Genomic DNA, 17,622 nt, shown 5'->3' on the forward strand with positions numbered 1-17,622 from the left:
GGCCCGCACCGCTATCGGTGCGGGCCACGCTCAACTCATCCGGTGATGCGCAGGTTGCGGACGAACTGTTCGCAGATCTCGGCGATGGGCTGCCAGGCACCCTGAACGTATTGGCAGCCGATGCTGGCCTGCAGGCCGGAGTCGACGAGGATCTGCCAGCGGACCGTGGTGCCGTCGCCGGGAGATTCCTCGTAGGACAGGCCGGGGCGGTCGCCGAAGACCGCGTCGCGACGCAGGTCGCTGACCTGACCGGCGGGGCGGCGTTTGATCTGCGCGTCCAGGGTGTCCGCGACGTCGTTCAGACCGGCGCCCGAGGTGAGCGTCTTCTGCATCAGCGTGATGCGTTGGCGCGCACCGTCATCCGGGGACAGGTCGATGCGGTCGCCGACGTGCGAGGCGATGTGCCACCCGGCGGGGATCTGTGCCTGTATCCGGCCGAAGGTCTGTGCGGTCGGCCGGGACGCGCTGGTCGCGGCGGCCGAAGCCGTTGGCGCAGACGATGATTCGGCGACCGTGGTGCGGGACGAGCCGGAGCGGGTCAGCGCGATCGTCACACCCACACCGATGAGCAGCAGCACGACCACCGCGGCAGCGCCGATGAGCAACCGGTTCGGCCCCTGTCGCGGCGGCTGGGTGGCCAGCGCGTGCTCGTGCAGGGAATCGAACTCCGGCTGCGGCGACCGGGCGCCCTGCGCCGTGGACAGCTGCGCGGCCTGCGCGTTGGGCATCGGCATCCCCGGATGTACACCGCGAATCAACTCGACACCGGCGAGCGGGCGCACGTCGACCGGGAATCCGCACTGTTCGGCCAGGGTCGCGGCCAGCGCGTCGAGCAGGCCCCGATCCGTCACGCCGAGGGCGAGCAGATAGGTCGGCGCCTGTCCGCCGAGCAGCCGGGCGATCACGCCGACCACCCCGGGCAGACCGTGCCCCTCCTCGACATCGGCCATGCCGACGGCCGGTTCGAACTCGCACGCCTCGATCCAGGTGTCCTGCCCGGACCGGCCGATCAGGCTGACGGTGGTGGACAGCGGGTCGAGTTCCAGTACCGCGATCCGCTGCTGCTGAGCGGTACTCACCCCCAGTGACGCCGCGCGCCGGGCCAGCGGCTCGACCGTCACCTGCGACACCAGTCGCCGGGCCGCGGTCTCCAGCGCCGCCCGCCGACGACGTCCCCAGGCCGAGGGGCCCACGATGGTGAGTTGCGAGCAGGGCGTGGGCAACTGCAGATTGTTCAGTACCGCACCCAGCGTCACCGCCCAGGCATCGGCCATCGGCGGCAACGTCGGTGGGAAGGCGATCCGGTCGGCCGCGGCCATCCGAACCATCGACACCGCCGGATACTGCGGCCGAAGCTGTTCTCCGACAATGAAACTCCTGCCATCACTGGCCGGAACGATCGAAGGCGGGCCATCCCAGTGTGTCGACTCGCTACGCGCCCACAGTCGCGTGTCGGTCAACACTATGTCGACAGTTGCCATCAGACGAGCGGCATCCATCCGGTCTGGATGAGTTCCTCGCCGTTACGGGTGACGTAGATACCGCGTCCGGCCGGCATGGCCGACGGACGGGCATTGCCCCACAGCACACCCTCGTCGCGGCTGCCGCTCATGATCAGACCGGCCGAGCCGAGATCCTTCATGCGCCCGATCACCGGCTCGTACATCGCGCGGCTGGCGCCGCCCGAACGCCGGGCGATGATCACGTGGAAACCGAGATCGCGTGCGTGCGCGAGACTTTCGAGCAGGGCCTGAACCGGGTTGCCGCTGGATGTGGCGACCAGATCGTAGTCGTCGATCAGGACGTACAGCTCCGGACCATCCCACCAGGACCTGTCCCGCAACTGCTGCGGGGTGACGTCCGGGCCCGGGGTCCGCTTCTCCACATAACCGGCCAGATCGGCCATGTTCTGCATGAACTGCGGTCCGGTGGAACCGTATCCGGCCATGTACTGCTGCGGGAGCAGGCCCAGCATGCTGCGCCGGTAGTCGCCCATGATGATGCGCGCCTGATCCGGCGTGTTGGAGGAGATGATGCCCTCCGCGATCGAGCGCAGCAGGGTGGTCTTACCCGATTCGGAATCACCGACGATGACGAAGTGCGGGCTGACGTTGAAGTCGATGTACGCCGGAGCCAGCTCGGATTCGTTGATACCGATGGGGAACCGCATGCACTTCTGCGACGCCTCACCCGCCCAGTTTCCGCACAGGCGCAGCAGTTCCGCACGCTCGAGCCGTTCGGGCAGCATGCGCACCCGCGGGGCCGGACGGCCCGGGGTCATCTGCTGCAGCGCCGCGACCGCCTGGGCCACACCGGTACTGACCGTCTCCGGATTCGGATCGCTGTCCACACGCGGCAGCGCGGTCAGCATGTGCAGGGTCTCGGCGGTCATACCGCGACCGGGACGGCCCTTCGGGACCAGGGCGGCGAACTTGCGGCCCAGATCGGAATCCATCGGATCACCGAGGCGCAGTTCGATACGGGTGCCGATCTGATCCTTGAGCGCCGGGCGGGCCTCGGCCCACCGGTTCAGCGCGATGATCACGTGCACGCCGTACGACAGACCCTGCACGGCCAGGTTCATGATGCCCTGCTCGAGCGAGTCGAAGTCCTGGCGAATGGTGCTGAAACCATCGATGACCAGGAAGACGTCACCGAACGGGTCCTCGTGCACACCGGCCGCGGCCGTGCTGCTACTCGGATCGGTGCCGCGCAACCGGCGGAATTCCGACATGGACTCGATACCCAGCTGCCGGAACCGCATCTCGCGCGCACGCACGATGCCGTGCATCTCGGACAGGGTGCGCCGCACCTTGTCCTCGTCGAGTCGAGCGGATACCGATCCGACGTGCGGCAGACCCTCGAGGCTGACGAGGGTACCGCCGCCGAAGTCCAGGCAGTAGAACTGCACCTGTTCGGCAGTGTGGCTCAACGCCATCGACATGATCAGCGATCGCAGCGCGGTCGACTTACCCGACTGCGGACCACCGACCACGGCCACGTTGCCGCCGACGCCGGACAGATCGACGATCATCGGATCGCGGCGCTGGTGGTACGGGCGGTCGACGATGCCGATCGGCACGCGCAGCGAGGCGACCTGCGGGATGTCGCCGGTCAGCAGGGAACGCGGCAGGAGCTGATCCATGGTCGGCGCCTCGTCCAGCGGCGGCAGCCAGATCTCGTGCGCTGTGCGGCCGTGCCCGCGGATGCGCGAGACCAGCATGCCGAGGTTGGAGACCTCCTCCCCGTCCTCGCCCTTGACGGCCTCCTGGATCAGTTCCGGCTCGGCCGCCACCGAAATGTGGTCGCTGGCACGGAAATCCACGTGACCGGCGGTGAACATGCGGGCGTGGATATCGATCTCGCCACCCTGGATGCCGGCCTGGGTGACCTGGCGCTGCGAGCCGCCGCCGACATACGTGCCCGAGACGTACGAGGCCTGGAAACGCCGGATCTCGCCGTCACCGGCCTTCAGATAGCCGCCACCGGGGCTGGGCGGCAGGTTGTACGCGTCCGGAACGCCCAGCACCTGCCGGGATTCGTTGGCGGAGAAGGTTTTCAGACCGATCCGGTAGGACAGGTGGGATTCCAGGCCCTTGAGCTTGCCCTCCTCCAGACGCTGCGAGGCGAGCAGCAGATGCACCTGCAGCGAACGGCCCAGACGACCGATCATCACGAACAACTCCGCGAAATCCGGATGCTGCTGCAGCAGTTCGGAGAACTCGTCGAGCACGACGAACAGCGCGGGCAGCGGATCCAGATCGGCGCCGGCGGCGCGCGCCTTCTCGTACTCACCGACGTTGGCGAAGTTGCCCGCCGTGCGCAGCAGTTCCTGGCGGCGGGTCATCTCACCGGCGAGGGCGTCGTGCATACGGCCGACCAGGTCGGCCTCCTCCTCCAGGTTGGTGATAACGGCCGCGACGTGCGGCACGCCTTCGAGTCCGAGGAAGGTCGCACCACCCTTGAAGTCGACCAGGACCAGGTTCAGCTGATCGGGCGAATGCAGCGCGAGCATCGAGAGCACAAGGGTGCGAAGGAATTCCGACTTACCCGAACCGGTCGCGCCGATGCACAGGCCGTGCGGGCCCATACCGTTCTCCGCGGCCTCCTTGATGTCCAGGAAGACCGGCAGCCCGTCCGCGCCGACACCGAAGGGCACCCGCAGCCGCTCCCGGCCGTAGCGGGGCTTCCACTGGCTCTCCGGGCTGAACGTGCCGATGTCGCCGAGCGCGAGCATCTGCGCCCAGGACGTGATGACCTCGGCATTCTCGTCCGAGGCGGATTCCGCGCCGGTCTGGGCCACCACCCGGAACGGCGCGAGACGGCGGGCCACCTGCTCGGCCTGGCGCGCGCTGATCCGGTCGATCACCGCGAAACGCTCCATATTGCCGGTGGCGCCGCGGCCGACGCATTCGCCGTTCTCCACGACCATCTGGATGCCACGCGAAACCGCAAGGCGCGGAGCGTAATTGCACAGGTCGATGATGGTGACGCCCTCGTAGCCGGATTCGCGCAGCGCATCCTCTTCGGCCTCGAGCAGACCACCGTCGACTACGACGACGATATGGGTCAGATTCTGATTGGCCGGTTGATTACGCGAGTAGCGAACTCGGTTGTGCACCAGTGGATTCAGGCCCGCGGTCATCTCCCGGACCGAGCCGTACACCATGCGCTCGGCCCCGACGCCGTCCTGCGACTCCGGATGCTGGGTGTGCGGGAGCCATTTGGTCCACTCCCACTCGGCGATCGTGTCCGCACCGGACACCACTGCGACCAGCACCTGATCCGGCGCCTGGAACATGCACAGCTGCAACAACATCGCGCGCGTCATATCCCGCGCCTGGGCGCGGTCGCCGTTGAGCTGGATGGTCGCGAAACCCTTGACCGCGATGGCGGTGGCCAGGTCCGGCACGGTGGAATGGGTGCGCACGAAGCGGCGCAGCGAGACCGCGGCGATCGGCTCGAGCTCCTCGACCGGACCGGTCTCCGGCGACACCAGACGCGTGGCCAGGCGCTGACCGCCCAGGCCGATGCGGGCGTGGCAGAAGTCCTTGTCGCCCGGACGGCGCTCCCACATGCGGCTGGTACCCGCGAGCATCCAGACCAGGCCGGGTTCGGGATGACTCCAGTCCACCGCGGCGCGCTGCTGGCGCGCGGTCTCGTCGACATCCTTGCGGACCTGGTCGAGATAACGCAGATAGTCCTTGCGGTCCTCGTTGGCCTCGGCCGCCTTCTGGCCCTTGCCACCACCCTGGGTGAACATGCCGACCATCGAGAAGACCATCATCATCGGGAACATCAATGCGGTCGGATTCGACCCTATGCCACCACTTTTGGTGAACATGACGGCCATCATGCCGACCATGCCGACGACCATCACGACCGGCATCAGCTTGCCCAGCAGGCCACCGGGTATGGAGCGGGGGATCTCCGGAGGCGGCTGCAGCGTGACCTCACCACCGGGAGAACGCGGAACCTCCCGGCGCTGGCGGCGCTGGAAACGGACTGTGCTCATCGACTGAAGCTCCCCCTTCGGCGGCATGGTGCGGCCTCAGTGTAGAGGTCACGGCCGACATGTCGTACAGTTCGGGCAGCATTCTGCACGGGTCAACCGCGCGATCGCAACTCGCGCGCTTGCGGAAACACCAGGTAGAGACGGAGTTGGGGGCAGCGTGACGCACGCGCGAATGAGCCATATCGAAGATGATTCGACTCGCGGGATCGTCCGTGCGCCGGATCTTGCCCGGGTCACGATTCTGGCCAAGCACACGCAGGTCGACATGGCGATCCCGGTGGATGTTCCGGTGGCACTGGTCATTCCCAGCGTCGTGGATATGGTCGCCCAGCACAGCCGGACCAATGATTTCGATACCAGCGGCGAACAATTCCAACCCGCCGAATGGGTTCTGGCCCGCATCGGGCAGCCGCCGTTCTCCAATTCACTGAGCCTGGGCGAGCAGGGGGTGCGCGACGGCGAGCTGCTGATGCTGGAGAGCGCCGACCACGTCGCGCCGACGCCGCTGTTCGACGACATCATGTACAACGTCGCCATCGCCGACGGCGACAACTTCCGCTCCTGGTCGCCGCGGATGGCCCGGATCGCCGGTTCGGCCATCGCCGTGCTGACCATGATCGTCGGCTGCGTCGGCCTGCTCGCCGCCCCGAATGCCATGCCCGGCTGGATATCCGGCGCGGTCGCGGCATTCCTGACCATCCTGCTGGTCGTGGCCGGCACGGTGCTCAGCCGCATGTACGGGGACATTCCGACGGCGATCGTGGTCGGCGGCTGCGCACTGCCCGCCGCATTCGCCGCGGGCATGCTGCTGGTGCCACTGCAACATCACCACTACGGCTGGGCGAACATCCTGCTGGGCTCGGTGTTGTTCGGCGCGACCGCGGTACTGGCCTGGCGGGTCAGCGGCGTCGGGCTGGCGCTGTTCATCGGCGCGACCACGGTGTCGCTGTTCGCGATCGTGGGTGCGCTGGTCGGCCTGCTGGTCTCGCAGCCGACCCGGGCGATCGGAGCCGGTGCGGCCATCCTGGCCCTGGGCGCCCTGTCGCTCGCCCCGCGGGCATCCATGCTGCTGGCCAAGCTGCCGCTGCCGCCGGTCCCCTCCCCCGGCACCCCGATCGACCCGACCGAGGACGACCCGGACGACCACCGCGCGCTGCCGACCATGGAGGTGCTGCGCGAAAAGTCCGAGCGGGCCCGGATGTATCTGGGCGGCATCGTCGGTGCGACCACGCTGGTCACGGTGATCGGCACGCTGGCGGGGTGCGATCCCGGCCACCACGGCCCGTACTGGCCCGGTATCGCACTGGCGCTGGTGGCGGCGGTGGTGCTGCTGTTCCGCAGCCGCACCTACACCTCCGCCGAACTCGCGGTGGTGCTGATCGGCGGCGGCGCGGCCATCCTGCTCGCGGTGATGCTCGGCGCGGCCTTCACCCAGTCCCAGCCGCTGGCGGTATTCGGCGCGGCGATGATCCTGCTGATCGGCGCGCTGATCTGTGGTCTGGTGATCCCCAACCAGACCGCGACCCCGCCCATGCGCCGCGCGGTCGAGCTGCTGGAATACGCATTCGTCGCCGCGATTCTGCCGCTGGCATTCTGGGTGGCCGATCTGTATTCGATCATCCGCTCACTCTCGCTCTGAGGCGCGCGATGAACCCGAAGACATTCGGACGCAACGTGATTCGCGTCGTCGCCGCGGCGGCGGTAGTGGGCCTGAGCGTATCGGTCGGCGCCGGAACGGCTTTCGCCGAGCGCCCGCCCGCGGTGAATCCGGGCGATCTGCCCGCGGACGGCACGCCGCATCCGTCCAAGACCACCGAGCCGAAGCCGAACACCGCGTGTATGAGCACCGTTCCCGGCGGCGACGGCGAGACCGTGCCACAGGCGCAGCGGGTGCTGGACCTGGACCGGGCGTGGAAGTTCGCCACCGGCGCGGGGCAGACCGTCGCGGTCATCGATACCGGGGTGGCCCGCAATCCGCGGCTGCGGAATCTGTCCGCGGGCGGTGATTACGTCAGCACCGGCGACGGAACCCAGGACTGCGACGGCCACGGCACCGCGGTCGCGGGCCTGATCGCCGCCAGCCGGGTGAGCGGACAGGGTTTCGCCGGTATCGCTCCCGACGCGAAGATCGTCGCCATCCGCCAGACCAGTAACTACTTCGAGGTCAAGGGCCAGTCCCAGGGACAGACCCAGGAGCAGATCGAGAAGAACAGCTACGGCGATCTGGACTCCCTGGCCTCCGCCATCCGGCACGCCGCCGACCTGGGCGCTCGGGTGATCAACATTTCCGAGGTCAACTGCGTCGCGGGTACCCCGTCGGACGCGAAGATCGGCGCGGCGGTGCAGTACGCGGCGGTGCAGAAGGATGTCGTCGTGGTGGTGGCGGCCGGTAACAGCGACGCCTGCAAGGGAACCAACCCGGTGCTGGATCCGACTGATCCCGACGGCGACATGTGGAGCCGGGTCAACGAGAACGTCACCCCCGCCCGCTGGGACAACTACGTGCTCTCGGTGGGTTCCATCGATCCGGCCACCGGATCGCCGTCGAAGTTCACCGTGCCCGGCCCCTGGGTCGGAGTCGCGGCGCCCGGCGAGAAGATCACCTCGCTGGACGTCAACTACGCCTCGGCCAACAGCAAGGGCACCGCGACCGCGTTCATCGAGAGCAGCAAGCAGACCGAGATGGCCGGAACGAGTTTCGCCAGCCCGTATGTGGCCGGACTGGCCGCTCTGGTTCGCTCGAAGTTCCCGCGCCTGAGCGCATTCGACGTGATCAAGCGCATCGAGGCGACCGCGCACGCACCGGCCGGGGGCTGGAACCCGTACGTCGGCTACGGCGCGATCGATCCCGTCGCCGCGCTGACCGCCGAGGTCCCCACGCAGATCCCGCCCAAGCATCCGTTCTCCGCCCAGAGCTGGCAGATGGCGGTCCCCGCGCCGCCGAAGCCCGCGGACAACACCGCCCGCAACGTGGCGTTGATCGGTACGGCCGTCATCGCGGTACTGCTGATCCTGGGCTATCTGGCATCGTTCCCGATTCGCCGCCGGCTCGGCATGCACGACTGACGGGTTGCCAGAACCAAGCTTTCCCCAAGTCCTCGTCAACGCGGCCCAAAATTTCCATTCGGAAGCGCAACGAACGTGGCGAAGTCGAGTTGCGCGGTGCTTCCCACATTGCAGAATGCGCTACGGCGCGGTCGCGCGGAATGGCCGCGTCGTACACCTGAGAAGAGGGCAGGGATACACATGGCCACCGCCGTACCCAAGGCACCCAGACCGAAGCTGACCGCCGATCAACGCAACTCGTTCATCGCCGCCCAACTCGGGTGGACGATGGACGCCTTCGACTATTTCCTCGTGGTGTTCGTCTACGCCGACATCGCGCACACCTATCACATGAGCAAGGCCGAGGTCGCCTTCCTGACCACGGCCACGTTGATCATGCGACCGGTCGGCGCGTTGCTGTTCGGGATGTGGGCGGACCGCGTGGGACGACGAATCCCGCTGATGGCCAACGTATCGATGTATTCGGTGATCGGCTTCCTGTGCGCGTTCTCGCCCAACTTCACCGTGCTGGTGGTGCTGCGCATGCTCTACGGCATCGGCATGGGCGGTGAATGGGGCCTCGGCGCCGCGCTGGCCATGGAGAAGATCCCCACCGAACGTCGCGGTTTCTTCTCCGGCCTTCTGCAGGAGGGATATTCGTTCGGCTATCTGCTCGCCTCACTGGCTTCGCTGGTGGTCATCAACTGGGCGGGGTTGTCCTGGCGCTGGCTGTTCGCACTGTCGATCATCCCGGCGCTGATCATCCTGATCATCCGTACCCGCACCGAGGAATCCGAAGCGTGGGAGCGGACCCAGGAGCGAATGAAGGTGACCCAGACCAGGATTCGCGACATCATCCGCAATCCGATCATCGTGCGCCGGTTCATCTACCTGGTCCTGCTGATGACGGCGTTCAACTGGATGAGCCACGGCACCCAGGACGTCTACCCGACGTTCCTGTCCGCGCCGCACGCCCAGGGCGGCGCGGCGATCAGCGCGGTCACCGCGAAATGGATTGCCGTGGTGTACAACATCGGCGCCATCATCGGCGGTCTGCTGTTCGGCTCGCTGTCCGAACGGTACGGCCGCCGGTACACCATCATCTTCTGTGCGGTGCTCGGTCTGCCGATCGTTCCGCTGTTCGCCTATTCGACGACCGCGGCGATGCTGTGTCTGGGTTCGTTCCTCATGCAGCTGATGGTGCAGGGCGCCTGGGGTGTGATCCCGGCGCATCTGACCGAGATGTCACCGGACGCCATTCGCGGGTTCTATCCCGGTGTCACCTATCAGCTCGGCAATCTGTTCGCCTCACTGAATCTGCCCATCCAGGAACGCCTGGCCCAACATCACGGCTATCCGTTCGCCCTGGCGGTGACCATCATCCCGGTCCTGATCGTGGTGGCGATATTGACCGCGGTCGGCAAGGAGGCCAAGGGAATCAAGTTCGGGGCGGGCACCGGCCCCAACGAGCCGATACCGGCCACGTGAATGCGTCCCGGGGTGCGCGATCCGCTTCACGCACCTCGGGACGAACGCGGATCCTTGTGCCGGGCAGGGTAATTCGCACGATCGACCGGGCCACCTGAATGGTCCCGATGTACGACGAGCGCACGGTCACCTGTCGACCGTGCGCTCGTTCGTTGTCCGCGGCCCATCCGGAATCCGTTGCCCCGCAGACGTTTCGGATCAGTTCGACGCTGCCGCCGAGGTCGGGGAGACCAGCGTCTTGGCGGGGTTGGAATCCGGCGCCACACCGTCGTGCGCGACCATGGCGTCCTGCCGCGACAGGGTCGGGCCGGAAGCCACCAGGCCGACGATCGGCCAGGGCGCGGGCTCGTATTTGGTCTTGGAGGAATCCATCCCGAGCGCCTTCTCCGCGTCGGCATCCTTGAGGCCGTAGCGCACACCGGTGTCGGAGATGAAGAACACGGCGTCCTTGCGCTGGCTGTCCGGCTCGATTCCGGTGGTCTGCACCAGGATTCCGGTCCCCGGGGTGGTGTAGAACTGGTCGGCCTTGTCACTGCCCGAGCTGTCGGCCTGGGCCAGGCGAACCGGCTTGGAGCCGTCCGGGATCGGCAGCGCATGCCCGGTGACCAGGGACAGTTCGGCGTGCATACTGCCGTCGGACTTGTCCGCGGAGTTCAGCGGCTTCCAGGACATGCACTCGACCGGCTGGTCCTTCGACTCCACGATCTTGGGCGCGGTGTCCGGATAGTCCTGCACCGGAAGGGTGTTCACGATCGGAGTGTGGGTGCGGCTGTACGGGCTGATCTGTCCGTTGCCCGCCGTCGGATTCGAGTTGCGGATGATGTCGGCGGTCAACGGGGAGATCTGCTGAATACCGTTCTCCAGCGCCACGAAATACTGGTTGTCGGTGCCGAGTTGCACCACATCGCCGTTGCGGTGGTCGGCCAGAGCCGAGGTGCCACCCGGATCGGTGATGGTCGGCGCGACGATCGAGAGCACCTCGGGGATCGAGTTCAGCAGCCCCTGGCTGATCGGGCGCGGGGTCTCACCGGTGATCCCGAGCGCGTCGGTGACCGAGCGGTCGTTCATGCTCACCCGGGCGCGCTTGTTGTCGTAGATGAGGTAGATCCCGTCCTTGCCCTGCACGAGCAGCGCGCTGTTCTTCGGGAGCTTGGAACCCTTGTCGCCGAGCGTCAGACCGCCCGCGATGGCCGTGCTGGTCAGCGTGTTGGTGCCATCGGTCTTCAGCTCGTCGCACACCGTCCACTGCCGGCCGTTGCCGCTGGAGTCGAAGGTCAGCAGCGACGGCGCACCCGGAATGCCGATCAGCGCACCCATCGGCTTGCTGGACAGCTGCGATTCCTTGACGCTGGCCGGGCTGGAGGCATCCCCCACGGCCAAGCGCGCGGAGGCGAGATTCAGTGCGGGATGGACGGTTCCGTCGATGACCGCGTAGATCTGACCGGATTCCTTGCCCATCAGAATCTTGCTGTTGCCGATCGTGCCCTGCGGTTTGAGCAGCGCCAGGACCGCACAACCGGCGAGCGCGACGACACCGAGAATGAGTCCGACGCTGTAGGCGCGCGACTGAGAGCGCATGGGGTCGTGCAACATTCGCACATCCCGGCGCACCAGGGCGTGCTCCATGCGGCGTACGAGGAAGCGATATCCGCTTACCTGCCACCTGGTTGTGGGTCTTGAAGGCATGAGTCCTCCCCCGAACAGTGCTCGCGTTCGTGGAACACAGTACAGTTCACGGGGACTTCAGTTCAGCTCGGCCATCGAATCTGGCCGACACCGGGTACATGGGGGACCACGATGGCCGAACCCAGCGGGGCGAACAGGCGCCCGCTTTTCGGGCGGATCACGCTGTCGAATCTGCTCGCCGCACAGCTGCTCGGCCTGGTGGTCGCGCTGGTGGTGCTGGCCGTGCGCCTGCCGTGGTGGTATGCACTGGGCGCGGCGATCGTGGCGGGCCTGCTGCTGCTGATTCCGTTCGGCAAGCGCACGCTCGCCTCCTGGATCGCCACGATCTGGCGCTTCTCCGCCAAGCGGGAGTACGAGATCGGCGACACGGTCGACTTCCGTGGTCCGGACGGCCGATCGCTCGGACTGTTCTGGGAGGGCAGCCGGGTGGTCGCGGTGGTCGAGGTGCTGCCCCCGCGCGGCGGACTGACCCGGATCGACCGCAGCACCGTGCACGCCTCGCACCTGCTGCCGATGCCCGAACTGGCCCAATGCCTGAACCAGCACGACATCCTGCTCAGCGGTATCGACATCATCAGCCACGGACACCGCAGCCGCTCGGGCACCCCGGCCGGGCCGATCTACGAATCGCTGCTGGGCCCGCTGCCCGCCACCGCGCATCGCACGGTGTGGCTCGCCATCAGTTTCGACGCGCTGAACTGCCCGGATGCGGCGGACCGCCGGGGCGGCGGCACCGAGGGCGCCTGCCGCGCGGTCACCGTGGCCACGCAGCGGATCGTGCGCGCGCTCGAGGATGCGGACTGCTATTCGCGCGTGCTGACCGCACCGGAGATCCGGCAGGCGGTCCTGCAGATCAGCGCCGGCATCGACCCGCGCACCCTGACCCATCGCTGGCGGTACGCCGAACTCGGCAACGGCGTGAACATCGGCGCCGCAGTCGATCCCAAGCGTCTGGGTTCGGATCTGCTCGCCCAGCTGTGGGTACCGCCCTCGCGCGGCACCACGGTCGCGGTGCGGCTGCGGCCCGGCAGTTCGGCCGAGACGGTCAACATCGGCGCGGCCTGGCGGCTGACCGCCCGCGAGATGCCCGAGCAGATCAAGCGCAAGAACATGGTCTCGATGAGCGGGCGGCATCGGCAGAATCTGTTGGCGCACTTCCCGATCGGCATTCCGGACGTCGACGATACGGTGCCGGTGGCGGAGTTCCCGATCGATGTGATCGACGCGCTGCATCTGCCCTCCTCGGGCTGCGGTCAGTTGATCGGCTCCGACTCCGAGGGTAACGGCGTCGCGATCCGCCTTGTCGGACAAGGTATTTCGACGGTTTACGTGGCCGGTGAGCTGTATCTGGCACAGCAGTTGGTCTTCCGCGCGCTGGCGGTCGGCGAGCGCATCCTGATCCGCACCGACCGGCCGGGCGCGTGGGAGCAACTGGTCAGCACCATCGGCAATCCGGAACGTCTCACCATCGCGGTGGAGACCCACCAGAGCGATGCGTCGTTCACCGCCGCGGTCGTGGACGGCGTGCTCGCCCCCGCACCGCACGCCGGTGTGACCACCATCTACGTGACCGGCGATCCGATGGGCTGGCCCGCCACCAAGCCCGATCTGCAGATCCACCAGCCCGGCGCGATCGGCAACCACGTCCTGCTGCGCACCGGCACCACCCAGGTCGATCTGAGCCTGGTCTCGATTCCACGCGAGTCCACCTATATCGGCTCACCCCGCGGTCAGCAGCAACAACAGCAGCGCCGGGCCGCGGCCCGAGGGTAGCCGGGCGCTCAGCCCTGCCGGGTGGGCCGCAGGGTGATGTCGCCGATCTCCACATCGTCGGGCTGTTCGATGGCGAAGGCGATCGCGCGCGCCACCGCGTCGGGGCCGATGCCCAGTGCCGCCATCGTCTCCTGCGCCTGTCCGCGCTGTTCGGAATCGTCGATGTAGTCCACGAGTTCGGTGCGGACGAAGCCCGGCGAGATCGACGTCGTGCGCAGGACGCCGTCGGTGGATTCCTGGCGCAGTGCCTCCAGCAGCGTGCGCACGGCGTTCTTGGTTCCCGCGTAGACCGCCTGGGTCGGCACGATCTTGAGTCCGGATGTCGAGATGGTGGTGACGAAATGTCCGCGGCCCTGATCGCGGAAGACCGGCAGTGCCGCGGCGATACCGTGCAGGACACCACGCAGGTTGACGTCGATCATGGCGTCCCAGTCGTCGAGGTCCAGGGCCTGCATCGGTGCGATCCGGGCGATGCCGGCATTGCTCACCAGCACGTCGAGGCGGCCGAAGCCGTGCACCGCCGCCGCCACCAGGTCTTCCAGATCGGCCCGCTGCGTGACGTCGACCGCGACCATCTCCGCACGCCCGCCCGCGGCCCGGATGCGCGTCACCGACTCCTCGAGCCGATCGGTCCGCCGCGCGCCGAGTACGACGGCCGCTCCGCGCGCGGCCAGTTCCGCAGCGGTGGCCGCACCGATACCGCTGCTGGCTCCGGTGATGGCCACGACCTTGCCATCCAGTCCACTCATCGAGATACCTCCCGGTCCGAGAATCGTTCGATCACGATGTCGACCGTACCGGACAATTGTCCGTTTAGCTGAGCGACGGGCGGCCCGGCACCTCGGAAGGCCCCGAGTCGTGCGCCGCGGATCCGGCGACGGATCAGCCCGGATACGGATCGGCGATCCGCGCCTCCCGCAAATGCCCTGCCCACCAAGCGAGTTGGCGCAACAGCCGCTGAGCCGCATCGATCGCCGCGCCGTCGCGGGTCTCGCCGTCGGCGTCGAAGGCGCGCTTGGCCTGATGGAAGCTGACCGATTCGCGGATCGAGACCATGTGCACCTCGGCCACCACCTGACGCAATTGTTCGATCGCCCGCAGACCGCCCGACATCCCGCCGTACCCGACGAATCCGATGGGCTTGGCGCGCCATTCGCGTTTGGCGCTGTCCAGGGCGGTCTTCAGCGAGGCCGGGTAACCGTGGTTGTATTCCGAGGTCACCACGACGAAAGCCGCTGCGGCGGAGAGGCGTTCACGAAAAGCCTCGACCTCCGGCGTCTCGGACAGATCCGTCGGCAGCGGGGTGTGCAGCAGATCGATGACACCGACGTCGAACCGGTCGTCGGCCCGCGCGGTCCGCAGAAACCAGTCGGCGACGACCGGCGCGAACCGCCCCTGCCGCACACTGGCGACGATCACCTCGAGCCGCAGCGGAGTATCCATGTCAGCGAGCCTAACCGCACCCACCGCGCGCTCCGGCCGAACAATCCGTCACCGTGGCGAATTCAGCCCGGCCCTCATGTCCGGACCGGACGCTGCGAGCAACGCGACGATCCTGCGAACCACCGCCAAACACACACCTCGACACGGTTGTCCCCGCAGTTGATACCCCGCCGGGGAACCGGCGTCCAACCGAACGACTTGAACGAGACCACCACCAGAGACGATCCTGTACCGGGCGAACTGGAATCTGACGATTCAGCACGCCACCCGAACTCGCCCGAGTTCCGCCCATCCCTGGGCAACGCCAACCCCGGCCGGGGCCCGCCCCGGTCCTGGACTGACCGGAGCGGAGGAGCGAAGCGGGGGAGCGGAGAGAGGGAAGGACCGGGGTTAATGGGGCCCCGGCCAGCCGGAGCGAAGCGGAGGCAGAATATTCAGCCCCGCCGGAGCGAAGCGGAGGCAGAAATTACAGCCTGGCTGCTGATCGAGACTCTCGGTGCGCCCGAGAGCTGGTCGCTGGTCGCCGTGGGCACCGCACCGCGACAGTGGAAGTCGTTGGCGCGCGCGGTACCCGGCCGGGTGCTGCCGGTGATCGCCGCGGCCCATGCCACCGGCGAGCCGGTCGAGCGGATCCTGCCGAAGTCCCGGCACGCCTGGTCACAGCAGCGAGTGCAGGCCATTCCGGTCGTCGGACCGGGCGATCGGGTGTACGCGGTGCACGTCCGGGTGGGCGAGGGCGACACCGAGCCGACCTCGGCCGCGCCGTATCTGTACAACAACGACGATCGGCGGCTCGAGGTCGTCTCCACCGGGCTCGGACCGGACTTCGACCGCGGCCGCACGGTGTGGACGGGGACCGAGACCTTCGAATACGTCGAACGTTTCGACGACGCGCTCGACTGGGTGGCGACCATGGCGCAGGCGGTGCCGGGTGCGCGCTGGCTGGGCGAGATGACCGTCCGCATCCCCGGCGGCCTGCGCACCCTGATGACCGCGGCCCGCAGCGACGACGAGGATCCGCGGCGTTGGCGGGGACTGCTCGTCGACATCACCGACAGCGTTCCACCGCAACAGAAGTCGTTCGAGGCCGCGACGGTGGACACCCTCGTCAACGCCAATCCGGGGCTGTATCTGGCGGTCGTGGACACCGAGCAGGTTCGCGTGCTGCGCTGGATCAGTGGGCCGATTCCCGGCCTGCGCTGGTCCGGTGACATCGAGGAACGCACGCTGCCCCATCCGGACGATCTCGAACGGATTCGCGCCGCCCGCAACAACGTTCGGGCGGGCAAACTCAACCAGGCCCTGCCCGGATTGCGCCTGGCCGCCACGGACGGCGGCTGGCTGAGGGTCGACGCGGAGATCAGTCCCCTGCCGCACGGCGCCCCCGCCGAGGGCCGGCCCCGTTTCGCCCTGGTCCGTTTCGAGGTGCTCTGACGACCGGTTCAGGGGTGCACGGCGGTCGCGGCGTACTCGGCAAGCCCCTGTTCGGGAGGCACCGCAGCGGTGAAATCGACTGTGCGACGGGCACGTTGCGGATCGGCGACGATATGCCGGGCGTCGGTGATCCGATACTGTCCGCTCACCACGGGATTCGGGCCACTGCGGGCCCGGGACATGATCGAGGCCACTTCCCACAGCGTGATCGGATGGCCGGAGGCGATATTGAGCGGGACGAATCCGGACAGCGGGCGCGCCACCACCGCGGCGGTGGCGGCCGCGATATCGCGGACGTGCACGAAATCCCGCACCTGCCCGCCGTCCTCGAACACGTACGGCGCGCGTCCGGCCGCCAGTTCCGCGCGAAACCGCGCCGCGACTCCGGAATGCGCACTCAGCGCGGCATTCTCGTGCATCGGGTCGCCGTACACGTGGTGATACCGCAGCACCGTGACGCCCGCGCCGGTGGCTGCGCCCCAGGCCATCGCGTAGTTCTCCTGGGCCGCCTTGCTCGCCGCATAACCGGTCCGGGGCCGCAGCGGGGCATCCTCGCCGACCGGCTCCCAGGTCAGGATCTCCCCCGATCGCGGCGCGCGATGGTCGAACATCCCGCGGTCCAGATCGCCCCGGCGGCGCACCCCCGGGAAGAACGGCCCGCTGCGCAGCCCGCGATAGCGCCCCTCCCCGTACACCGACACCGAGGAGGCGAGCACCAGCCGCCGGATTCCGGCGCGCTCCATCGCGGCCAGCAGGACCGCGGTGCCGAAGTCGTTGTGCGCGGCGTACATCGGGGCGCGCTGCACGCTCGGACCACCCGGCCGCACCACACTCGTCGCGCCCGTGCCCGGCTCCGACCCCGTGTTCCGCCGCGGCAGTCCGGGCGGCCCCTGCACTCCCATCGACGAGCCGGACCCGCCGACGGCCGAGGATCCCGGCGGAATCGCGGCGGCCAGATGCACGACCACATCGATACCGCGAAGCAGCGGGTCCAGCGCGTCCGGATCGCGGATGTCCGCGCGCACGATGCCCTCGGGCGGGGTCGGATCGGGCCCGTGCACGGTGTCGAGCAGCGCGTCCAGCGCGACCACCTCGTGTCCGGCGTCGGCCAGGGTGCTGCGCACGTGCAGTCCGATGAATCCCGCAGCCCCGGTCAGCATCACCCGCATGTCATCTCCATCGGCCCGCGAATCCCCCGCAGGAAGATCGGCGCGACCGCCGCCGGAACCGAAGCCTGC

Annotated in this window: 11 protein-coding genes; 5 read left to right on the forward strand and 6 right to left on the reverse strand. The window is 68.0% G+C overall.

The window, feature by feature from the left end:
* Nucleotides 1–35: 35 nt before the first annotated feature.
* Together K7711_RS01620 and eccCa are read right to left on the reverse strand one after the other, a co-directional pair.
* The gene (locus K7711_RS01620; protein ID WP_235746701.1) at nt 36–1,328 is read right to left on the reverse strand and encodes a type VII secretion-associated protein; all 1,293 of its coding nucleotides are present in this window, start codon (nt 1,326–1,328) and stop codon (nt 36–38) included.
* 152 nt (nt 1,329–1,480) lie between these two features.
* A complete protein-coding gene (gene eccCa, locus K7711_RS01625) occupies nt 1,481–5,515 on the reverse strand; it encodes a type VII secretion protein EccCa (protein ID WP_222964204.1) in 4,035 nt (1,344 codons plus the stop codon).
* A 172-nt stretch (nt 5,516–5,687) separates the two neighbouring features.
* On the opposite strand from eccCa, the gene eccD reads away from it, so the two are divergent.
* The 3 genes from eccD to K7711_RS01640 all read left to right on the forward strand — a co-directional run bounded on the left by eccD (nt 5,688) and on the right by K7711_RS01640 (nt 10,048).
* A complete protein-coding gene (gene eccD / locus K7711_RS01630) occupies nt 5,688–7,154 on the forward strand; it encodes a type VII secretion integral membrane protein EccD (RefSeq protein ID WP_235746510.1) in 1,467 nt (488 codons plus the stop codon).
* Nucleotides 7,155–7,162: 8 nt separating this feature from the next.
* Nucleotides 7,163–8,581 carry a type VII secretion-associated serine protease mycosin gene (mycP, locus tag K7711_RS01635; RefSeq protein ID WP_222964208.1) on the forward strand — a complete coding sequence of 473 codons (1,419 nt, stop codon included), beginning with the start codon at nt 7,163–7,165 and terminating at the stop codon, nt 8,579–8,581.
* A 180-nt stretch (nt 8,582–8,761) separates the two neighbouring features.
* Nucleotides 8,762–10,048: an MFS transporter gene (locus tag K7711_RS01640; RefSeq protein WP_222964210.1), complete on the forward strand. Its 1,287-nt coding sequence runs from the start codon at nt 8,762–8,764 to the stop codon at nt 10,046–10,048.
* Nucleotides 10,049–10,246: 198 nt separating this feature from the next.
* On the opposite strand, the gene eccB is transcribed toward K7711_RS01640, so the two are convergent.
* Nucleotides 10,247–11,734, reverse strand: coding sequence for a type VII secretion protein EccB (eccB, locus tag K7711_RS01645; RefSeq protein WP_222964212.1), 1,488 nt, complete (start codon nt 11,732–11,734; stop codon nt 10,247–10,249).
* 111 nt (nt 11,735–11,845) lie between these two features.
* Between eccB and eccE the strand changes: the two genes are divergently transcribed.
* Nucleotides 11,846–13,507 (forward strand): type VII secretion protein EccE, encoded by a 1,662-nt coding sequence (gene eccE / locus K7711_RS01650; RefSeq protein WP_222964214.1) that lies wholly within the window; start codon nt 11,846–11,848, stop codon nt 13,505–13,507.
* Between the two features lie 8 nt (nt 13,508–13,515).
* Here eccE and K7711_RS01655 read toward each other — a convergent pair whose 3' ends face one another.
* Together K7711_RS01655 and K7711_RS01660 are read right to left on the reverse strand one after the other, a co-directional pair.
* The gene (locus tag K7711_RS01655; RefSeq protein WP_222964216.1) at nt 13,516–14,256 is read right to left on the reverse strand and encodes an SDR family oxidoreductase; all 741 of its coding nucleotides are present in this window, start codon (nt 14,254–14,256) and stop codon (nt 13,516–13,518) included.
* A gap of 133 nt (nt 14,257–14,389) precedes the next feature.
* Nucleotides 14,390–14,950, reverse strand: coding sequence for an NADPH-dependent FMN reductase (locus K7711_RS01660; RefSeq protein ID WP_222964218.1), 561 nt, complete (start codon nt 14,948–14,950; stop codon nt 14,390–14,392).
* Between the two features lie 393 nt (nt 14,951–15,343).
* Between K7711_RS01660 and K7711_RS01665 the strand changes: the two genes are divergently transcribed.
* On the forward strand, nt 15,344–16,384 hold the full coding sequence (locus tag K7711_RS01665) for a GAF domain-containing protein (RefSeq protein ID WP_222964220.1): 1,041 nt from the start codon (nt 15,344–15,346) through the stop codon (nt 16,382–16,384).
* Between the two features lie 8 nt (nt 16,385–16,392).
* Here K7711_RS01665 and K7711_RS01670 read toward each other — a convergent pair whose 3' ends face one another.
* Entirely contained in the window at nt 16,393–17,553 is a 1,161-nt protein-coding gene (locus K7711_RS01670; protein WP_222964222.1) for an NAD-dependent epimerase/dehydratase family protein, read from the reverse strand.
* Nucleotides 17,554–17,622 lie beyond the last annotated feature (69 nt).

Origin of the sequence: Nocardia coffeae, from assembly GCF_019890715.1 — a bacterium.
Lineage (GTDB): Bacteria > Actinomycetota > Actinomycetes > Mycobacteriales > Mycobacteriaceae > Nocardia > Nocardia jiangxiensis.

What these genes read in the sequence shown, in the direction of transcription:
- K7711_RS01670 (WP_222964222.1), bottom strand. Translation starts at nt 17,553, where the DNA reads ATGCGGGTGATGCTGACCGGGGCTGCGGGATTCATCGGACTGCACGTG.
- eccB (WP_222964212.1), bottom strand. Translation starts at nt 11,734, where the DNA reads ATGCCTTCAAGACCCACAACCAGGTGGCAGGTAAGCGGATATCGCTTC.
- K7711_RS01620 (WP_235746701.1), bottom strand. Translation starts at nt 1,328, where the DNA reads ATGGTTCGGATGGCCGCGGCCGACCGGATCGCCTTCCCACCGACGTTG.
- eccCa (WP_222964204.1), bottom strand. Translation starts at nt 5,515, where the DNA reads ATGAGCACAGTCCGTTTCCAGCGCCGCCAGCGCCGGGAGGTTCCGCGT.
- K7711_RS01655 (WP_222964216.1), bottom strand. Translation starts at nt 14,256, where the DNA reads ATGAGTGGACTGGATGGCAAGGTCGTGGCCATCACCGGAGCCAGCAGC.
- eccE (WP_222964214.1), top strand. Translation starts at nt 11,846, where the DNA reads ATGGCCGAACCCAGCGGGGCGAACAGGCGCCCGCTTTTCGGGCGGATC.
- eccD (WP_235746510.1), top strand. Translation starts at nt 5,688, where the DNA reads ATGAGCCATATCGAAGATGATTCGACTCGCGGGATCGTCCGTGCGCCG.
- K7711_RS01660 (WP_222964218.1), bottom strand. Translation starts at nt 14,950, where the DNA reads ATGGATACTCCGCTGCGGCTCGAGGTGATCGTCGCCAGTGTGCGGCAG.
- K7711_RS01640 (WP_222964210.1), top strand. Translation starts at nt 8,762, where the DNA reads ATGGCCACCGCCGTACCCAAGGCACCCAGACCGAAGCTGACCGCCGAT.
- mycP (WP_222964208.1), top strand. Translation starts at nt 7,163, where the DNA reads ATGAACCCGAAGACATTCGGACGCAACGTGATTCGCGTCGTCGCCGCG.
- K7711_RS01665 (WP_222964220.1), top strand. Translation starts at nt 15,344, where the DNA reads ATGGGGCCCCGGCCAGCCGGAGCGAAGCGGAGGCAGAATATTCAGCCC.